The sequence below is a fragment of the Streptomyces sp. SAS_272 genome (genome assembly GCF_052543235.1).
This window is the reverse complement of the sequence record NZ_JBMNDR010000013.1, coordinates 84,656-102,601: the sequence shown is the minus strand read 5'-3', so window position 1 is coordinate 102,601 and position 17,946 is coordinate 84,656. Positions and strand designations below refer to the sequence as shown.

The following is a 17,946-nucleotide window of genomic DNA, read 5'->3' as shown; positions in this document are numbered from 1 at the left end:
CTCCGATCCCGGGATCCGGGCCGGCGAGGGTGAGGACGGCCGGGGCGAGGGTGAGGGCGGTCGGCAGGGCTTCACGTCGATCCGCGCGGAACCGGCCTCACCCGGGCGGCGGGCTACTGGTCCGACGAGAACCGCACCGCGCCCGCCGGGATTCTCGCGTCGCACCAGACCCGCGCGCCCTCGCGGAACTCGTTGTCGGCGCCGACGACCGCCCCGTCGCCGATCACCGCGCCGGTGAGGACGGAACGTTCGCCCACCCGGGCCCGGGTCCCGACGAGGGAGTCGGTGATCACCGCGCCGGGTTCGATGACGGCGCCGGGGAGGATCGTCGAGCCGAAGATCCGCGCACCCTCCGCCACGAACGCGCCCTCGCCCACCACCGTGCCGCCGGTCAGCTTCGCGTCCGCCGCGACCTGTGCCGTCGGCAGGACGAGGCGGTCGCCGCAGCGGCCGGGGACCGCCGGGGACGGGGCGCGGCCGAGGACCAGGTCCGCCGAGCCCCGGACGAAGGCCGCCGGGGTGCCGAGGTCCAGCCAGTACGTCGAGTCGACCATGCCCTGGAGACGCGCGCCGGCCGCGAGGAGGCCGGGGAACGTCTCGCGCTCCACGGACACCGGGCGGCCTGCCGGGACGGTGTCGATGACCGAGCGGCGGAAGACGTACGCTCCCGCGTTGATCTGGTCGGTGACGATCTCCTCGGGCGTCTGCGGCTTCTCCAGGAACGCGAGGACCCGGCCCGTCTCGTCGGTGGGCACCAGACCGTAGGCTCTCGGGTCCGTCACCCTGGTCAGATGGAGGGAGACGTCCGCGCCCGTCGTCTCGTGCGTGGTGACCAGGCGGCCGATGTCCAGTCCGGTGAGGATGTCGCCGTTGAAGATCAGCACCGGGTCTTCCGGGGCGGAGGTGAGGCGGGACGCCACGTTGCGGATCGCGCCGCCCGTGCCGAGGGGCTCCTCCTCCGTCACGTACTCGAGGTGCAGGCCGAGGGCCGAGCCGTCGCCGAAGTACGGTTCGAAGACCTCGGCCAGATAGCTCGTCGCGAGAACGACGTGGTCCACGCCTGCCGCCCTCGCCCGCGCCAGTTGGTGTGCGAGGAACGGCACCCCCGCCGCCCTGACCATGGGTTTGGGCGTGTGCACCGTGAGGGGGCGCAGCCGGGTGCCCTTGCCGCCGACCAGGAGGATCGCTTCTGTCACCTTCGTCTCTGCTTCCTGCCGGGACCGGCCGAACTGTCTTTCGACCGGCCAGTGTATGCAGACCGACGTGCGGCGACTTCCAGGCCGGCGGCGTTCCGTCCCGGTCGCTGCGGGCCGTCCCCCGGATGGCGGGACGGCCCGCGGGGACCGGCAGGACGACGGGACGGGTGAGACCGGCCGGGCCGACGGGACCGGCGGACGACGAGGCCGACCGGGTGCGAGCCGGTCGGCCAGGACGTCTCGGTGCGTCAGCGCCTCCGGGCGTCAGTGCTCAGCGCGTCCGTGCTTCAGCGCGTCCGTGCCTCAGCGGCCCTGGTAGCCCGCCGAGGTCGAGCGGGCCGAGCCGAGCTTGCCGTAGAGCTGTTTGCCCGGGCACTCCGTGGCGAACCCGTCACGATGCCCGGAGATCACGTTCAGCCGGACGCTCCTGCCCTTCGCGTAGAGGTTGCCGCCCCCGGACGTCAGGTAGGTCTTCCCCTTCGGGTTCGCCCCGAAGAGGCCGAGCTTCCACGCCGTCAGCCGGGCGACGGCGTTGACGGTGGCGGAGTTCGGCTTGGCGGACGTGAACGTGCCGAGGACGGCGATGCCCATGCTGTTGGAGTTGAACCCGAGGGTGTGGGCGCCCAGGACCGGCTTCGCCACTCCCCCGGCACGGCCCTCGTAGATCCTGCCGCACTTGTCGACGAGGAAGTTGTAGCCGATGTCGCGCCAGCCCATGCTCCTGACGTGATAGCGGTAGATACCCCGGATGACGGACGGGGCCTGCGAGCACGAGTAGCTGTTGCCCGACGCCGTGTGGTGGACGAACGCGGCCTTCACCTTCGTCGTGTAGCGGAAGCCGCTCTCCCGCAGATTCTCGTCGGCGCCCCAGCCGCGGCGCGTGACGATGCTCGGGCGCGGGCCGATGTACGGCTTCGCCCGCTGGGCCGCGGTCAGTTCGGCCCCGCGCAGGTCGAGCAGTTCGCGTTCGGTGTCCGCACGGTCCAGCGCCGGGATCTGTTCGGCGCCGAGCGGCGCGAGGGAGGCATTGGCCGCGGAGGCTTCGGCCACCTCGGCGGACAGCCCGGTCGCCGATTTCGTGCCGGCCGCGTTCGCCTCGTCGGCCGGGTCGACCGGTTCGGCCTCGTCGACCGGGTCGAACTCGTCCGCGGCCGGCGCCGCCTGCGGGGGCTCGGGGGCGGCCGCCCGCCGCGTACCGGTGGTCAGTGCGCGGCCGCGTGGTGGGCCTGCCTGGGCCTGCGCGGGCGGCTCCGCCCCCGGGTCCACCAGTTCCAGGTGCAGGCCGGAGGGGAGAGGTGCGGTGGCCGTGAGGGTCTGGGCGCCCCGGGCCGTGTCCTCCGTACGGCGTTCGGTGTCGGGATGGACGCGGATCTCGACGCCGTCGGAGTCGCCGACCCAGAGCGGGGCGGTGGCTCCGCGGACCCGCCCGGAGGCGCTCTCGGCCGTCCCGGGATCGGCGCCGTGGTCGGCGTTGTGGGTCTCGACGTCCTGCCAGCCGGACCATGCGTCGGCGCCGGTCCGGCGGATGCGGACCTGGACGCGGCCGTGCAGTTCGGCGGCCGGGTCGTCCCAGACGACGCCGAGGAGGGAGAAGGGGCGGACGTCCCGCCGGGGCAGGCCCTGGGCCGCCGCCGCGCCGGCGAGGGCGCGGTCGTGGCCGAGGGGAGCCAGGGGCAGCGACTGCGTGCTGCCCGGCAGGTCGGGGACGGCGGGGAGTTCGGGATGGTCGGGGAGTTCGGGGAGCTCGCGGAGCTCCGGGCGGTCGGGAAGAGATCCCGTGGTCGCGGTGTCGGGGCTCGTGGCCCTGGTCGTCCCGTTGGGCGCCGCCTCCGCGGTCGGCGCGGGTCGCACCGTCGCCGCGTCGGCGGGCGGCGTCAGCGGGAGGGCGAGAGCCGCCGCACAGGTGACACCGATCGAGGTAGCAAGCAATCCACGCATGCCACCGATCCTGGACATAGTCATACATTTCTGTCCATCGGGAAGTTGACGGACCGTCGGGATGCGTTCGGCCGAACCGGTGGCCCCGGGCGGGCCCCGCGACCGGCGTGGCGGCGCGCGCGGCGCGTACGCTTGCGCGGGTGACTGCCACCGATCGCACCCCTGCCGACCTGCTGCGTTCCGCGCTCGCCGCCGATCCCGCGCGCCCCCTGGTGACCTTCTACGACGACGCCACGGGCGAGCGGGTCGAATTGTCCGTGGCCACGTTCGCCAACTGGGTGGCCAAGACCGCCAACCTCCTCCAGGACGGACTGTCCGCCGAGCCAGGCGACCGGGTCGCGCTGCTGCTGCCCGCGCACTGGCAGACGGCGGTGTGGCTGCTGGCGTGCGCCTCGGTCGGCGTCGTCGCGGACGTGGAGGGGGACCCGGGACGGGCCGACCTCGTCGTGGCCGGGCCCGGCCGGTTCGAGGCGGGGCTGGCCTGCCGGGGCGAGCGGTACGCGCTGTCGCTCGCCCCGCTCGGGCGCCGCTTCGTGCCGGGGCCTCCCGAGGGGTACGACGACTACGCGGTGAACGTCCCGGGCTTCGGGGACCGGTTCGCGCCCTACGCTCCCGTGGACCCCGAGGAGCCCGCGCTGATCGTGGCGGGGGCGGAGTACACCGGCGCGGAGATCGTGGAACGGGCGCGGGCGGAGGCGTCGGGGCTGGGCCTGACGGGACCCGGGGCGCGGCTGCTGTCGGGGCTGCCGTACGACACCTGGGAGGGGCTGAGCGCCGGGCTCTACGCGCCGTTGGCGAGCGGGGGGTCCGTGGTGCTGTGCCGGAATCTGGCGGAGGCGAGCGAGGAGGCCGTGGCGAGGCGGATCGAGGCGGAGCGGGTCTCCGCGACGGCTCGGTAGTCATGGCCGGCGCTCATGCGCCGACGTCGGCTGCGGCGGCGCAGCCGGGGGCTGTCGCCCCGGGCCCCCGCTGCCGCCCCCTGGAGGGGCCTCGTCCTCGCACGCCGGACGGGCTGACTCTGCGAGCCCCCGCCCGGACCGAGAAGTGCCGCCGTCACCCGTTCGGCTCGCTTCCGGCCGCCCCCTTCCGGGCTTTCGGGTCATCGTCGTAGGAGCAGCTCTGCGCGCTCAGGCGGGAGGGGTGGATCCGACGTGACGTACTCCGGTGGTGGGGGCGGGCCCCTCGGGCCGGGGGCGGGGGCGTCCGCGGACGGGCGGGGGCTCGTGCGGCGACGCCGGCGGCGGTGGCTGCGGTACGGGGCGGCGGCGGGGGCTGTGGTCGTGCTGGGGATCGGGGTGGCCGGGTGGGCCGTCTACGTGAAGCTCGACGGGAACATCACGCCCGACGACGCGGCCGCGGCGGAGCTCGCGCGGTACGCGAAGGAGCGGCCGACCTCGCTGGTGAAGGACGCGCAGAACATCCTGCTCATCGGGTCCGACACGCGTTCCGGCGACGGGAACGAGAAGTACGGGCGGGACTCCGGGACCGAGCGGTCCGACACCACGATCCTGTTGCATCTGGCCGCCGGGCGGCGCAGTGCGACCGCCGTCTCGCTGCCGCGTGACCTGATGGTGGACGTGCCGGGGTGCCTGCGGCGGGACGGCAAGCGGGCCGAGCCGACCTTCGCCATGTTCAACTACGCCTTCCAGAGCGGGGGTTCGGCCTGCACCATCCGGACGGTGGAGAAGCTGACGGGAGTGCGCATCGACCATCACGTCGTCGTGGACTTCAGCGGGTTCAAGGACATGGTCGACGCCGTGGACGGGGTGCAGGTCTGCCTGAAGGCGCCGATCAGCGACAAGGCGGCCAAGCTGCGGCTGCCCGCCGGGAAGGTCACGCTGAACGGGGAGCAGGCGCTGGGGTACGTGCGGGCCCGCAAGACGCTCGGGGACGGCAGCGACACCGAGCGGATGGACCGGCAGCAACGGTTCCTCGGTGCGCTCGTCAACAAGGTGCAGAGCAATGACGTCCTGCTGAACCCGGTGAAGCTGTATCCGTTGCTGGACGCGGCCACGTCCTCGCTCACCACCGACCCGGATCTGGCGAGTCTGCGCGGCCTGTACGACCTCGTGCGCGGCCTGCGGCACATTCCTACCGAAAATGTGCAATTCCTTACCGTTCCACGTGAGTCCTATGTCCACGACGCGAACCGCGACCAACTGGTGCGCCCCGAGGCGGAGAAGCTCTTCGGCCGGCTGCGCACCGACACGCCGGTCGTGGTTTCTCAGGAGATTCCCACGAACTCGCCCCTCTCGGAGTCGGGCGATCGCGCTCCGTACAGATCGCCACGATCGGACGGAACGGCTTACGGGACGGTTTCGCCCCCTCCGCCCGCTCCGACCTTCCGCGGGAACACCGCCGCCGAGGACGACTGCGGGTAAAGCGCTTGCCAAGGGGAGCCCTCACGGGGAACTGGAGTTCCAGGAATTGGGGCGGATTGCCCGCTTGTAGGGGCGTGGAATTTGTCACGGCCGTCGCTCGACGCTGAACTGGGCGGATAGTGTGAGCGATCCGGTGCACCCGGCTGCGAGGTCCTTCCCTCGGGTCGCGCACCGAGTGACCGAGACCCGAGCGCCTTAGAGGGGGTAAAGGCGCCGCGTGGCCCCGACGGAGGATTCGGACAATCGTGGACGCGCAAGGCCGTGGGCGGGCGGACGACATCGACCCCGCAGACCAGTGGGTACTCAACCCGGACACCGGTGAATACGAACTGCGACTGGGCGCTTCCGGAGCGCAGCCGGCCGTCCCCGGACCGCGTGGATCCGCCGCGGACCGGGTCGGCGGCCCGGACCGGGCGCGCGGCCGTACGGCGGCGCCCGACCGGGAGTCGTCGTCGCCCCAGCAGCCGCAGAGCGCGGACTTCCCGGGCCCGAGAAGGCGCCGCGGCGCGCCGCCGGAGGAGCCGGCGAACCGGCGCGGCCGACGGCCCGTGAAGAAGAAGTCGAAGGCGAAGAAGATCCTGGTGTGGACCGGCGGCACCATGGCCTTCGTCCTCGTCGGCGTCGCCGGGGCGGGCTACCTGTACCTCAAGCACCTCGAAGGCAACGTCACCACGACGGACGTCGGCAGCGCGGGAAAGAGCGGCTTCAGCAAGGACGAGGCCTTCAACATCCTGATCATCGGCACCGACAAGCGCACGGGCAAGGGCAACGAGGGGTACGGCGACAAGGGCAGTGTCGGCCACGCCGACACCAACATCCTGCTGCACGTCTCCAAGGACCGTACGAACGCGACCGCGCTGAGCATTCCGCGCGACCTGATCGTCGACGTCCCGGACTGCCCGACGAAGCAGCCCGACGGCAGCGAGAAGAACATCCCCGGCACGCGGAACGTCCGCTTCAACACCAGCCTCGGCCAGTACGAGCGGGACGCGGGCTGCACCATGCGCACCGTCAAGGAGGTCACCGGCATCACGGTGGACCACTTCATGATGGCCGACTTCAACGCGGTGAAGACGCTGACGACTGCGGTGGGCGGGGTCGAGGTGTGCCTCGCGCACTCCGTCGACGACAAGGAGTCGAAGCTGAAGCTCCCCGCCGGCAAGTCGGTGGTCGAGGGTGAGCAGGCGCTGGCGTTCGTGCGCACCCGGCACAGCTTCGGCAACCAGGGCGACCTCGACCGCATCAAGGTGCAGCAGCAGTTCCTGAGCTCCCTCATGCGCAAGATGTCCTCCAGCGACACCCTCACCAGCCCCACGAAGCTGGTGAGTCTGGCCGAGGCGGCCACGAAGGCGCTGACCGTCGACACGGGCATCGGCAAGGTCAGCACGCTGAAGGACGTGGCGCTGCAGCTGAAGAAGGTCCCCCCGAAGAACATCACGTTCCTGACGGTGCCCGTGGTCGACAACCCGGCCGAGAAGGTCAAGGCGACCGTCGTCGTCGACCAGACGCGTGCGCCCCAGGTCTTCCAGATGATCACGAGCGACACGTCCTTCACCGAGGTGAAGAAGGAGGCGGCGAAGGAGAAGGCCGCCATCGCCGCCCGTCTCAAGGGCACGAAGTCCGCGGCCTCGGACGTGCGTGTGCGGATCCTCAACGGCGGCGCCCCCGGCGGCAGCGCGCAGGAACAGCTGACCTGGCTGCAGACCGAGGCGGACGTGACCAAGTCCGAGAACGCCGGCAACGCGGGCGCCGTCCAGAACACGACGACGCTCGAGTACGCGCCCGACCAGGCGGACCAGGCACGCCGGCTGGCCGACATCATGGGCCTGTCGGGATCGGCGATGAAGCCGGGCAAGAGCGTCACCAACGCCCAGGGGCTGCCGACGATGACCCTCATCCTGGGCAAGGACTTCAAGGGCGCCGGGGTGAAGCTGAACTCCTCCACGGTGGCCACTCCGGACGTGGAGAAGTCCACCGCGGACAAGGTCCAGTGCGCCAGCTGAGTCGGCGAGACGGGTGACCTCCGGGGCCCGCCCCCGTCCCGTGGAGCGGGCGACCGGGCCCTTCGGGCTCCCGGTCGCCGGTGTCCGTACCGCGTCGCCCGGCTCGGGACGCAACCATTCGGCACGCATGACGGTCTGACAACCGGCACCGCTGTGCCGACGGCACGTCAGTGCGGCCGGGAACGGCCCACGGTGCCGGACCGTGATTTTACCGATGCGCGGCCAACCCGCTTCGGGCCTGGAAGGGTCTGACAGGTTGCGAACAGGTGTCGGAACGAGTGGGCCGACAGGGTGCGCTCGCGCCATCCGGGGGAGACCGGGCGGAGAGCGCAGCTGTCGGATAACGGGTGGGGAGGGGCACGAAGTTGGGGCAGAGCAGGGTGCAGCAGGGAAAGACTTCCGCAGTCGAGGACACGATGTCCCTCGCGCCGCAGGACCTGGGCGCGCCGGCGGGAGCGGGCGGGTCGGGCGGAAGCGGACGACGCCGACAGGGGCGCGAAAGCGACCGGCCGCGTCGCAGAAGACGGGTCCTTCGCTGGTCGGCGATAGTTCTCGCGGTGGTGATATCGGGGACCGCCGGCGCCGGCTACCTGTACTACGAGCACCTGAACGGCAACATCCAGAAGGGCGAGCGCAGCAGCGGCGACTCGAAGGCGACGAAGGCCGAGGCCAACCCGGCCGGGCAGACACCGCTGAACATCCTGCTGATCGGCTCCGACAGCCGCAACTCCGACGAGAACGTCGCGCTGGGCGGCAGCCGGGACAACCGCGGCAACCCGCCCCTGGGCGACGTGCAGATGCTCATCCACCTGTCCGCCGACCGCAAGAGCGCCGCGGTGGTGAGCATCCCGCGTGACACCCGGGTCGACATCCCCCGGTGCAAGGACGCGGAGACCGGCAAGACCTATCCCAAGATCAACACCATCATCAACGAGTCGCTGGCCCGCGGCGGCGCCGGCTGCACGCTGGCCACCTGGCAGAACCTCACCGGCATCTACATCGACCACTGGATGACGATCGACTTCTCCGGCGTGGTGAGAATGGCGGACGCCATCGGCGGGGTCGAGGTCTGCGTGAAGCAGAACGTGTGGGACCGCGGGGGCTCCGGCCTGAAGATGAAGGCCGGCACGAAGAACGTCGAGGGCGAGCAGGCGCTCCAGTGGCTGCGCACGCGCCACGCCTGGGGCAGTGACCTCCTGCGGGCCAGGGCTCAGCACATGTACCTGAACTCGATGATCCGCACGCTGCAGCACCAGAACGTCTTCACCGACACGGGACGGCTGATGGACCTGGCCGAGGCGGCCACCAAGTCGCTGAAGGTCTCCGAGGAGATCGGCACGGTCAAGAAGCTGTACGACCTGGGCATGCAGCTCAAGACGGTGCCGGCGAACCGCATCACCATGACGACGATGCCGAACATCGAGGACCCGCAGGACCGCAACCACGTGGTGCCGGCCGGCGCCGACGCCGACAAGGTGTGGGCGATGATCCGCGACGACGTGGCCTTCGACGCCAACGGCAAGGCCTCGGACGTGAAGAAGCCCGCGACCGGGGAGAAGCTGTCCAAGGATCCGGCGGCGGCCGACGACAAGATCGCCGTACAGGTGGAGAACGGCACGCGGACCAGCACTCGGGCCGCGGTGCCCCGACGGGCCGGCACGATCGCCCAGCAGCTCGTCGGCAAGGGGTTCAAGCAGGCGGTGGCGGACTCCTCGGCGCTGCCCGACATGGACAGGACGGTCGTCCGCTACCCCAGTGCGGACCTGGAGGGCGACGCGCAGCGCGTCGCCAAGGCGCTGGGAATTCCGCTGACCTCGGTGGAGCGGACCAGCGACGCCTCGGGGGTCACCGTCATCGTGGGCGCCGACTGGCGTTCGGGGACGACCTATCCCAAGCAGTCGGCGCCGAAGGCCGGGGACATCCCCGACAACGCCGACGCCATCAACGGGTCGGACAGCACTCCCTGCATGGACGTGTACGCGCCCTACCGCTGGTAGCCCGGCCGGCCCCGCGGGCGCCGGCAGCCCTGCGGGCGCCGGACCGCACCTGCCCTGAGGGGCACATGACGACGGGGGCTCGCCGTCACTCGACGGCGAGCCCCCGGCCGGACGTGGTCACCCCTGAGGGCGGCGATCTCCCCGCATCAGCCGACAGCGCGGTCCGCACGGCGGCGCGCGGTCCTGGCGTCCCTGCGGGGACGGGTTCTCACCTGTCGCTGAGGAGGACCGCCGGCCGCCGGGACGCGATGACCTTCCTGGCCAGCGCCTTCGGACTGGTCAGGAAGCCGAAGCCCCAGGACATGTGCATGGTGGCGAGGGCGACCGGGATCTGCAGCCGGGCCTTCGCCGGCAGCCCGCGGCCGGCCGGAAGCGAGCCTGCGGCTATCGCCGCGAGGTAGCCGCCGGGGATCACGAAGCCGAGCGGGGTGAGCGCGGCGCCCACCACGATCCCGGCGGCGATCGCGCACACCGCCGCCGGCGGGGCGAGGTAGCGCAGGTTGATGGAGCCCTCGTGGTAGCGGGCCACGACGTGCCGCCAACGGCCGTAGTCCTTGTACTGCTTGGCGAGCGCCTTCACGCTGGGGCGCGGCCGGTAGGACACCCTCAGCTCCGGCGAGAACCAGATGAGGCCGCCGGCCTCCCTGATCCGGAAGTTCAGCTCCCAGTCCTGGGCGCGGATGAACTCCTCGTTGTAGCCGCCCTGTTGCTCCAGCGCCTCGCGCCGGAACACACCGAGGTACACGGTCTCGGCGGGGCCGGCCTGCCCTCCCGTGTGGAAGGCGGCGTTGCCGACCCCGATCTTCGACGTCATGGCCGCGGCGACGGCGTGCTCCCAGTCGTTCTCGCCCTCGGCGTGCATGATGCCGCCGACGTTCTGCGCGCCGGTCTCCTCCAGGAGCCGCACGGCGGTGGCGATGTAGTTCGGCGAGAGCATCCCGTGCCCGTCCACGCGGACGACGATCGGATGGCGGGAGGCCTTGATCGCGGCGTTCAGCGCGGCGGGCGTGCGCCCGGTGGGATTGGGGACCGTGTGCACGCGGGAGTCCTCAGCGACGAGCTGGGCGGCGATCTCGTCCGTCCGGTCCGTGGACGGACCGATGGCGATCACGACCTCCATCTCGCCGGCGTACTCCTGCGCGAGGATCGCTTGGACGGCTCCGCGCAGATGCCGCTCCTCATTGAGGACGGGCATGATGACGGACACTGCGGGGAGCTGCACGTCGGGCTTGGCGTTCATAGGGGGCTCACGTTACCGCGAACGGGGGACAGCGCCCGCCCCGCCGGGTGTGCTGCGCCGGTCGGCAGATCGTATGGGCCTACCGTTCCAACGGCTTCCCCCCACCCACGGCCGCCGCCCGGAGGTGCCCGTATGCCCACCACACCGCCCCGGTTCCCGCGCCGCCCCCGCCCGCAGCGCCGCGTGCCCCCTCACCCCGCCCGACGACGGCGCCCCCGCTGGGCCGTACGGGCGGCGACCACGCTCTCCGTGGTGCTGCTCGCCTCCGCGGGCATCGGCCACTCGGTGATCAGCAGCCTCGACGCCGGCATCGCCCGGGTCGACCCCTTCAAGGACATGAAGAACCGCCCGCGGGCCGGTCACGGCATGAACGTGCTGCTCGTCGGCACCGACGGCCGCGACCGGATCAGCGCGGCGGAGCGCCGCCGGTACCGCCTGGGCGGAGCGCCCTGCCACTGCACCGACACGATCATGATCGTGCACGTCTCCGAGGACCGGGAGCGGGCCAGCGTGGTCAGCCTCCCGCGCGACTCCTACGCCGAGACGCCGCCGCACACCGACCAGGTCACCGGCAAGGAGCACCACGGCCACCCGATCAGGATCAACGCGGCCTATGCGGAGGGCGGGCCGCAGCTGACCGTCCGCACGGTCGAGAACATGACGCACGTCAAGATCGACCATTATCTGGAGGTCGACTTCACCAGCTTCATGAAGACCGTGGACGTCCTCGGCGGCGTGAAGATCTGCACGGCGACGCACCTGAAGGACGCGTACACCGGCCTGGACCTGGAGCCGGGCGCGCACACCCTCGAGGGCGGCGAGGCCCTGCAGTACGTGCGCTCGCGGCACGCGGACGCCTCGTCCGACCTCGGCCGGATGAAGCGCCAACAGCGCTTCCTGGCGGCCCTGCTGGACCGGGCCACCTCCTCCGGGGTGCTGCTGAACCCGCTGAGGTTCCGTGACGTGACCCGGGCGGTGCTCGGCTCGGTACGGGCCGACCGGGGCTTCGGCGCGGACGAACTCCTCGACCTCGGGAGGGCGATGCGCACCTTCTCCCCGTCCTCCTCCGAGTTCGTCACCGTCCCCGTCGGAGAGATGGGATACCTCGTGAAGGGCATCGGCTCCACGCTGAAGTGGGACCCGGTGAAGTCGCGGCGCCTCTTCCGGGCCCTGCGCGACGACAAGCCCCTGGCCGCACCCGCCCGGCGGCTCGACCGCAGGGTCGCGCACGTGGAGGTGGCGCCGCAGCAGATCCGGGTCCAGGTGGAGAACGGCACGCGCACCACGGGACTCGGCAGGCGGGTGGACGCGGCGCTCGCGGCGACGGGCTTCCGCACGACCGGGCAGCCGGTCAGCGCGGCCGACCCGACCGTCCGGCGCACGGTCGTCGCCTACGACCCGCGCTGGGACCGCTCCGCGAAGTCCCTCGCGACCGCCCTGCCGCACAGCGAACTACGGGCCGTCAAGGGGCTCGGGCCGACGCTGAAAGTGACCGCCGGCGCGGACTTCCGTGGGGTGCGCACGGTGCGGGCGGCCGAAGCGGAGCACGGGGAGTTCGCCGTCGTACGCGGCGACGAGGTGGGCTGCTCCTAGGTCGTGTCCGCAGCGCGCGGATCACCGGTGCCGCCCGGTCCCCGATGGCGGGGGCGCGTGAGAGGGCGTAGGACGGAAGGGCACGCACCGGGCCCGCCCGGCCCCCCCTCACTCCCGCACGGGCCCCTCACCACGAGGAGGAGCCATGACCCAGCCCGGAACCATGAACGCCATGAGCAGCCAGATGCAGGACTGCGTCGAGGCCTGCATGTCCTGCCACAGCATGTGCGAGGAGACCATGAGCTCCTGCATGCAGATGGGCGGCCAGGCCCAGATGCAGATCATGCGCGCGCTGCTGGACTGCTCCGAGACGACCCGCATGTGCGCCGACATGATGATGCGGCGCTCGGCCATGTCGACCGAGATGTGCGCGATGTGCGCCAAGGCGTGCGACATGTGCGCCGAGGCGTGTATGGCCATGCCGGACGATCCCCAGATGATGCGCTGCGCGGAGTCCTGTCGCCGCTGCGCCGAGATGTGCCGCACGATGGCGGGCGCCACGATGTGACGCCGCTCCGCCGGAACGCGGTCCGCAACACCGACCGGAACACGGAAAGGGGCGCCCTGTGCGGGCGCCCCTCTCCGTGCGCGCAGGGGCCCGGACGGGTCCGGGCCGGACGGGGTCAGTTGCCGGTGACGGTGACCTTCTCGTCGTTGTTCAGCTCGTTCACCAGCTGCTTGACCTTCGTCTTGTCCCAGACGAGGTTGCCGCCGGAGGAGCCGGAGATCGGCATGTTCAGCGAGGTGCCGTCGCCGCCGTTGACGCCCTTCATCGCGAAGAACATGGACCCGAGGTCGTACAGACCCATGTCCTTGTCGACGATCAGCGAGTCCAGTCCGGCGCTCATCGTCGGGTACAGCTTGAAGGGGTTCAGGACCGTGCCGGGGGTCGCCACCTCGTGGGCGAGGGCCGCGAGGAACTTCTGCTGGTTCTTGGTGCGCTGCAGGTCGGACGCGGCGAACGCGTGGCGGGTGCGGACGAAGGCCAGCGCCTCCTCGCCGTTCAGCTTCTGCTTGCCCGCCTGGAAGTCGGCGCCCGAGTACTTGTCCTTGAACGCCTTGTCGATGGTGATCTCCACGCCGCCGACCGCGTCCACGATGCTCGCGAAGCCGGCGAAGCCGATCTCGACGTAGTGGTCGATGCGCAGGCCGGTGTTGAACTCGATCGTGCGCACCAGCAGCTCGGGGCCGTCCGTGGCGTAGGCGGCGTTCAGCTTGATGTGCCGGCCGGTGCCCTTGTACGTCTTGCCGGACTCGGAGCCGACGAACGTCGGGAGCTCGACGTCCGAGTCACGCGGCAGCGAGACCAGCGTGTCGCCGCCCGACCCGACGTGCAGGATCATCATCGAGTCGGTGCGCTTGCCCTCGGCGGAGCCGGTGTGCAGCTTCTTCTTGTCCTCGGCGGACATGCCCTCACGGCTGTCGGAGCCGACGATCAGGTAGTTCGTGCCGTCGCCGCCCTCGGGCCGGTCGATGACCTTCGACAGGTCGACCTCGCGCTGCAGCTTGCCGTCGGCCCAGAAGTAGGTGCCCACCGTCGTCACGACCAGCACGGTCACGACGGTGATCGCCGTCCACTTGATGCGGCGGCGCCAGTTCGGCGCGGGCCGCGGCTCACCGCCGGAGTATCCGCCGGTCCCTCCGGAGTCGCCGGAGTCGCCGCCGTAGACCTGGCCCGTGTTGTAGCCGCTGTCGTACCCGGTCTGCCGGGCGTCGGTGTAGTCGCCGTATCCCTGGCCGTTGACGTACGACGGCTGCGGCGGGACGCCGGCGCCCTGCGGCGGCGCGGCCGGGCCGCGGCGGACCTGCCGCATGACACGCGGGCTCTCGGGCTGCGCGTTCGCGCTGCCGCCGCCGTACCGGTTGCCGCGGTCCCTGTCGGACCATCCCTCGGGCCAATCGTTCATGCGGACCAGTGTGCAGGGCAGTGCTGTGTGCCGTACAAGGGTCGTCGGAGAATCAGGGCCCCGCTGTTGCCAAGCTGACACAAAGTCCCGGGTTGTCCCCCGCACCATAAGGTGGAGGACATGACAGACCAGGTCACCGCAGCGGACTCGGGCAGCACTCCGGACATCCCGGGCAAGCCCACGTCGGCGTCCCGCACCACCCTCAGCCACATCATGACCCACGCCGACACCAACCTCCTGGGCACGGTGCACGGCGGTGTGATCATGAAACTCGTCGACGACGCGGCGGGCGCCGTGGCCGGACGGCACTCCGGGGGTCCCGCCGTCACCGCGTCCATGGACGAGATGGCGTTTCTGGAGCCGGTCCGGGTGGGCGACCTCGTCCATGTGAAGGCCCAGGTCAACTGGACCGGCCGGACCTCGATGGAGGTCGGCGTGCGGGTCATGGCCGAACGCTGGAACGAGTCCGCCCCGGCCACCCAGGTCGGCTCGGCCTACCTGGTCTTCGCAGCCGTCGACGCCGACGGCAAGCCGCGCACGGTCCCGCCGGTGCTCCCCGAGACGGAACGCGACGAACGCCGCTTCCAGGAGGCCCAGATCCGCCGCACCCACCGCCTGGCGCGCCGCCGGGCGATCATGGAACTGCGCGAGCGCCGGATCGCGGAGGGCTTCGGCGACTGAGCAGACACCGGGTCCGCGTCCAGCTTCTCGGCTTCATCCGATCGCCCCGCCGGCGGCTCCGGGTGGGGTGCGAATCCTCCAGGGCCGCCCTTCGAGGGCCGTGAGCGGCGACGGACCGCCTGGGCGACGCCCACGCCGGAATTCCCCCCTCGCCCGCCACCTGCCGCGCGGCCGGAGCGCCGGAGAGTTCCGGCCGTCCGCCGCAAAGGGCCCGACGCGAGACGAAGGGCCCGACGCGAGACGTCGGGCCCTCTGTCACTGCGCCGGGCCGTCGGCCGTCGGCCGACGGCTACGGCAGGTTCCTCGCCATGACGATGCGCTGAACCTGGTTCGTGCCCTCATAAATCTGCGTGATCTTCGCGTCGCGCATCATCCGCTCGACCGGGTAGTCACGGGTGTAGCCGTAGCCGCCGAGGAGCTGGACGGCGTCCGTGGTGACCTCCATCGCCACGTCCGAGGCGAAGCACTTGGCGGCCGCGCCCTGGAAGGTGAGGTCGGAGTCCAGGCGCTCGGACTTGGCCGCCGCCGCGTACGTCAGCTGACGGGCGGCCTCGATCTTCATCGCCATGTCGGCGAGCATGAACTGGATGCCCTGGAAGTCGGCGATGGCCTTGCCGAACTGCTTGCGCTCCTGGACGTAGCCCTTGGCGTAGTCGAAGGCGCCCTGGGCGACGCCGAGCGCCTGCGCGGCGATCGTGATGCGGGTGTGGTCGAGCGTCTTCATCGCCGTCGCGAAGCCCGTGCCCTCCTCGCCGATCATGCGGTCGGCCGGGATGCGGACGTTGTCGAAGTAGACCTCGCGGGTCGGGGAGCCCTTGATGCCGAGCTTCTTCTCCGGGGCGCCGAAGGAGACCCCCGGGTCGGACTTCTCGACGACGAACGCGGAGATGCCCTTGGAGCGCTTCGTCGGGTCCGTCACGGCCATGACCGTGTAGTAGTCGCTCACGCCGGCGTTGGTGATCCAGCGCTTGACGCCGTTGAGGATCCAGTGGTCGCCGTCGCGGACCGCCTTCGTCTTCATGCCGGCGGCGTCCGAGCCCGCGTCCGGCTCGGAGAGCGCGTACGAGAACATCGCGTCGCCCTTGGCGAGCGGCGAGAGGTACCTCTTCTTCAGGTCCTCGGACCCGGAGAGGATCACCGGGAGCGAGCCCAGCTTGTTGACCGCGGGGATCAGCGAGGAGGACACGCAGACACGGGCCACCTCCTCGATCACGATGACCGTCGCGAGGGCGTCGGCGCCCGCGCCGCCGTACTCCTCGGGAACGTGCACGGCGTGCAGGTCGCTGGCCACCAGCGCGTCCAGCGCCTCCTGCGGGAAGCGTGCCTCCTCGTCCACCGCGGCGGCGAACGGCGCGATCTTCGCCTCGGAGAGCGAACGGATGGCGTCGCGGAGCATGTCGTGCTCCTCGGACGGGCGGTACAGGTCGAAATCAGCCGATCCGGCCAAGGTGTCTCACGCTCCAAAGACGCTGCGGTCACCGTGCTAATTACCGTTAAGTAACTCAAATTTTAAAGCGCCGCCGAGCCTGTTGATACGTGACCTTGGCGACAGGGGCCCCGTCCCGTGATCTGCCCGGTGAAGGGCGTCCGCACGCCCCGACTATGCTCGGGCGCGCAGCGACCGGCATCCCCCACCAGGAGCATTCATGGCCCTCAACATCACCGTGATCGGCACCGGCTATCTCGGCGCCACGCACGCCGCGGCCATGGCCGAGCTGGGATTCGAGGTGCTCGCTCTCGACGTGGTGCGCGAGAAGATCGAGATGCTCGAGCGCGGTGAGACGCCCATGTACGAGCCGGGTCTCGAGGAGCTGCTGCGCCGGCACGTCGCCGGCTTCGAGGGTTCCAGCGGCCGGCTGCGGTTCACCCAGGACTGGGCCGAGGTGGGGGCGTTCGGCGACGTCCACTTCGTCTGCGTCAACACGCCCCAGAAGCACGGCGAGTACGCGTGCGACATGTCGTACGTCGAGTCCGCCCTCGCCTCCCTCGCCCCGCATCTGACGCGGCCCTCGCTGGTCGTCGGCAAGTCGACCGTGCCGGTGGGCTCCGCGGACCGGCTGGCCCGCATGATCGCCGAGCTCGCGCCGGCCGGCGAGGACGCCGAGCTCGCCTGGAACCCGGAGTTCCTGCGGGAGGGCTTCGCGGTGCAGGACACGCTGCACCCGGACCGCATCGTCGTCGGCGTGCGCAGCGAGCGGGCCGAGGCGCTGCTGCGGCAGGTGTACGAGACGCCCGTCGGGGAGGGCTCCCCGTTCGTCGTCACGGACTTCCCCACGGCCGAGCTGGTGAAGACGTCCGCGAACTCCTTCCTCGCCACCAAGATCTCCTTCATCAACGCCATGGCGGAGGTGTGCGAGGCCGCCGACGGCGACGTCGCCAAGCTGGCCGAGGCGATCGGGTACGACGACCGGATCGGCAAGAAGTTCCTGCGGGCGGGGATCGGGTTCGGCGGCGGCTGTCTGCCCAAGGACATCCGCGCCTTCATGGCCCGGGCCGGTGAGCTCGGGGCCGACCAGGCGCTGACCTTCCTGCGCGAGATCGACTCGATCAACATGCGCCAGCGGGGGCGGATGGTGGAGCTCGCGCGGCAGGCGCTGGGAGGCGGATCGTTCCTGGGCAAGCGGGTCGCCGTGCTCGGCGCCACTTTCAAGCCCGACTCGGACGACGTCCGGGACTCCCCCGCGCTGAACGTGGCCGGCCAGATCCATCTGCAGGGCGGTCAGGTCACGGTGTACGACCCGAAGGGGATGGAGAACGCCCGCCGGCTCTTCCCCACCCTCGGTTACGCCCCCTCGGCGCTCGACGCCGTGCGGGGCGCCGACGCGGTGCTGCATCTCACCGAATGGCGGGAGTTCCGCGAGCTGGACCCGGCGGCGCTCGGCGAGGTGGCGACGACCCGGCTGATCCTCGACGGCCGCAACGCGCTCGACCCCGAGCTGTGGCGCAAGGCCGGCTGGACCTACCGGGGCATGGGCCGCCCGACGGCCTGACGCCCGCGCTCTCGCGGGGC

The 17,946-nt window shown here is 71.3% G+C and carries 13 protein-coding genes; 8 read left to right on the top strand and 5 right to left on the bottom strand.

The window, feature by feature from the left end; genetic code table 11:
- Nucleotides 1–113: 113 nt before the first annotated feature.
- On the bottom strand, nucleotides 114–1,196 hold the full coding sequence (gene manB / locus ACN6LD_RS11485; RefSeq protein ID WP_057578501.1) for a mannose-1-phosphate guanylyltransferase: 1,083 nt from the start codon (nucleotides 1,194–1,196) through the stop codon (nucleotides 114–116).
- Between the two features lie 303 nt (nucleotides 1,197–1,499).
- Nucleotides 1,500–3,134 carry an N-acetylmuramoyl-L-alanine amidase gene (locus tag ACN6LD_RS11480; protein ID WP_319194880.1) on the bottom strand — a complete coding sequence of 545 codons (1,635 nt, stop codon included), beginning with the start codon at nucleotides 3,132–3,134 and terminating at the stop codon, nucleotides 1,500–1,502.
- 140 nt (nucleotides 3,135–3,274) lie between these two features.
- Between ACN6LD_RS11480 and ACN6LD_RS11475 the strand changes: the two genes are divergently transcribed.
- The 4 genes from ACN6LD_RS11475 (at nucleotide 3,275) to ACN6LD_RS11460 (ending at nucleotide 9,515) form a co-directional block, all read left to right on the top strand.
- Complete coding sequence (locus ACN6LD_RS11475; RefSeq protein ID WP_319194878.1) at nucleotides 3,275–4,033, top strand: TIGR03089 family protein; 759 nt, start codon at nucleotides 3,275–3,277, stop codon at nucleotides 4,031–4,033.
- A 252-nt stretch (nucleotides 4,034–4,285) separates the two neighbouring features.
- Nucleotides 4,286–5,515 carry an LCP family protein gene (locus ACN6LD_RS11470; RefSeq protein WP_445043059.1) on the top strand — a complete coding sequence of 410 codons (1,230 nt, stop codon included), beginning with the start codon at nucleotides 4,286–4,288 and terminating at the stop codon, nucleotides 5,513–5,515.
- A gap of 245 nt (nucleotides 5,516–5,760) precedes the next feature.
- A complete protein-coding gene (locus ACN6LD_RS11465) occupies nucleotides 5,761–7,518 on the top strand; it encodes an LCP family protein (RefSeq protein ID WP_445043058.1) in 1,758 nt (585 codons plus the stop codon).
- Nucleotides 7,519–7,934: 416 nt separating this feature from the next.
- A complete protein-coding gene (locus tag ACN6LD_RS11460; protein WP_445043057.1) occupies nucleotides 7,935–9,515 on the top strand; it encodes an LCP family protein in 1,581 nt (526 codons plus the stop codon).
- 208 nt (nucleotides 9,516–9,723) lie between these two features.
- On the opposite strand, the gene ACN6LD_RS11455 is transcribed toward ACN6LD_RS11460, so the two are convergent.
- Entirely contained in the window at nucleotides 9,724–10,755 is a 1,032-nt protein-coding gene (locus tag ACN6LD_RS11455) for a glycosyltransferase family 2 protein (RefSeq protein ID WP_319197405.1), read from the bottom strand.
- Between the two features lie 132 nt (nucleotides 10,756–10,887).
- On the opposite strand from ACN6LD_RS11455, the gene ACN6LD_RS11450 reads away from it, so the two are divergent.
- Together ACN6LD_RS11450 and ACN6LD_RS11445 are read left to right on the top strand one after the other, a co-directional pair.
- A complete protein-coding gene (locus ACN6LD_RS11450) occupies nucleotides 10,888–12,348 on the top strand; it encodes an LCP family protein (protein ID WP_445043056.1) in 1,461 nt (486 codons plus the stop codon).
- 145 nt (nucleotides 12,349–12,493) lie between these two features.
- A complete protein-coding gene (locus ACN6LD_RS11445; protein WP_319190859.1) occupies nucleotides 12,494–12,856 on the top strand; it encodes a four-helix bundle copper-binding protein in 363 nt (120 codons plus the stop codon).
- A 115-nt stretch (nucleotides 12,857–12,971) separates the two neighbouring features.
- Here ACN6LD_RS11445 and ACN6LD_RS11440 read toward each other — a convergent pair whose 3' ends face one another.
- The gene (locus ACN6LD_RS11440) at nucleotides 12,972–14,255 is read right to left on the bottom strand and encodes an LCP family protein (RefSeq protein ID WP_319190857.1); all 1,284 of its coding nucleotides are present in this window, start codon (nucleotides 14,253–14,255) and stop codon (nucleotides 12,972–12,974) included.
- Between the two features lie 120 nt (nucleotides 14,256–14,375).
- Here ACN6LD_RS11440 and ACN6LD_RS11435 point away from each other — a divergent pair, with 120 nt between their 5' ends.
- On the top strand, nucleotides 14,376–14,936 hold the full coding sequence (locus ACN6LD_RS11435) for an acyl-CoA thioesterase (protein WP_057578520.1): 561 nt from the start codon (nucleotides 14,376–14,378) through the stop codon (nucleotides 14,934–14,936).
- Nucleotides 14,937–15,225: 289 nt separating this feature from the next.
- On the opposite strand, the gene ACN6LD_RS11430 is transcribed toward ACN6LD_RS11435, so the two are convergent.
- Nucleotides 15,226–16,383, bottom strand: coding sequence for an acyl-CoA dehydrogenase (locus tag ACN6LD_RS11430; protein WP_057578524.1), 1,158 nt, complete (start codon nucleotides 16,381–16,383; stop codon nucleotides 15,226–15,228).
- A gap of 199 nt (nucleotides 16,384–16,582) precedes the next feature.
- Here ACN6LD_RS11430 and ACN6LD_RS11425 point away from each other — a divergent pair, with 199 nt between their 5' ends.
- Entirely contained in the window at nucleotides 16,583–17,926 is a 1,344-nt protein-coding gene (locus tag ACN6LD_RS11425) for a UDP-glucose dehydrogenase family protein (RefSeq protein WP_445043055.1), read from the top strand.
- Nucleotides 17,927–17,946: the final 20 nt, after the last annotated feature.

Excerpts from the sequence above, each read along its gene's own strand:
- ACN6LD_RS11480 (WP_319194880.1), bottom strand. The coding sequence starts at position 3,134 with ATGCGTGGATTGCTTGCTACCTCGATCGGTGTCACCTGTGCGGCGGCT.
- ACN6LD_RS11460 (WP_445043057.1), top strand. The coding sequence starts at position 7,935 with ATGTCCCTCGCGCCGCAGGACCTGGGCGCGCCGGCGGGAGCGGGCGGG.
- ACN6LD_RS11455 (WP_319197405.1), bottom strand. The coding sequence starts at position 10,755 with ATGAACGCCAAGCCCGACGTGCAGCTCCCCGCAGTGTCCGTCATCATG.
- ACN6LD_RS11450 (WP_445043056.1), top strand. The coding sequence starts at position 10,888 with ATGCCCACCACACCGCCCCGGTTCCCGCGCCGCCCCCGCCCGCAGCGC.
- ACN6LD_RS11445 (WP_319190859.1), top strand. The coding sequence starts at position 12,494 with ATGACCCAGCCCGGAACCATGAACGCCATGAGCAGCCAGATGCAGGAC.
- ACN6LD_RS11440 (WP_319190857.1), bottom strand. The coding sequence starts at position 14,255 with ATGAACGATTGGCCCGAGGGATGGTCCGACAGGGACCGCGGCAACCGG.
- ACN6LD_RS11435 (WP_057578520.1), top strand. The coding sequence starts at position 14,376 with ATGACAGACCAGGTCACCGCAGCGGACTCGGGCAGCACTCCGGACATC.
- ACN6LD_RS11425 (WP_445043055.1), top strand. The coding sequence starts at position 16,583 with ATGGCCCTCAACATCACCGTGATCGGCACCGGCTATCTCGGCGCCACG.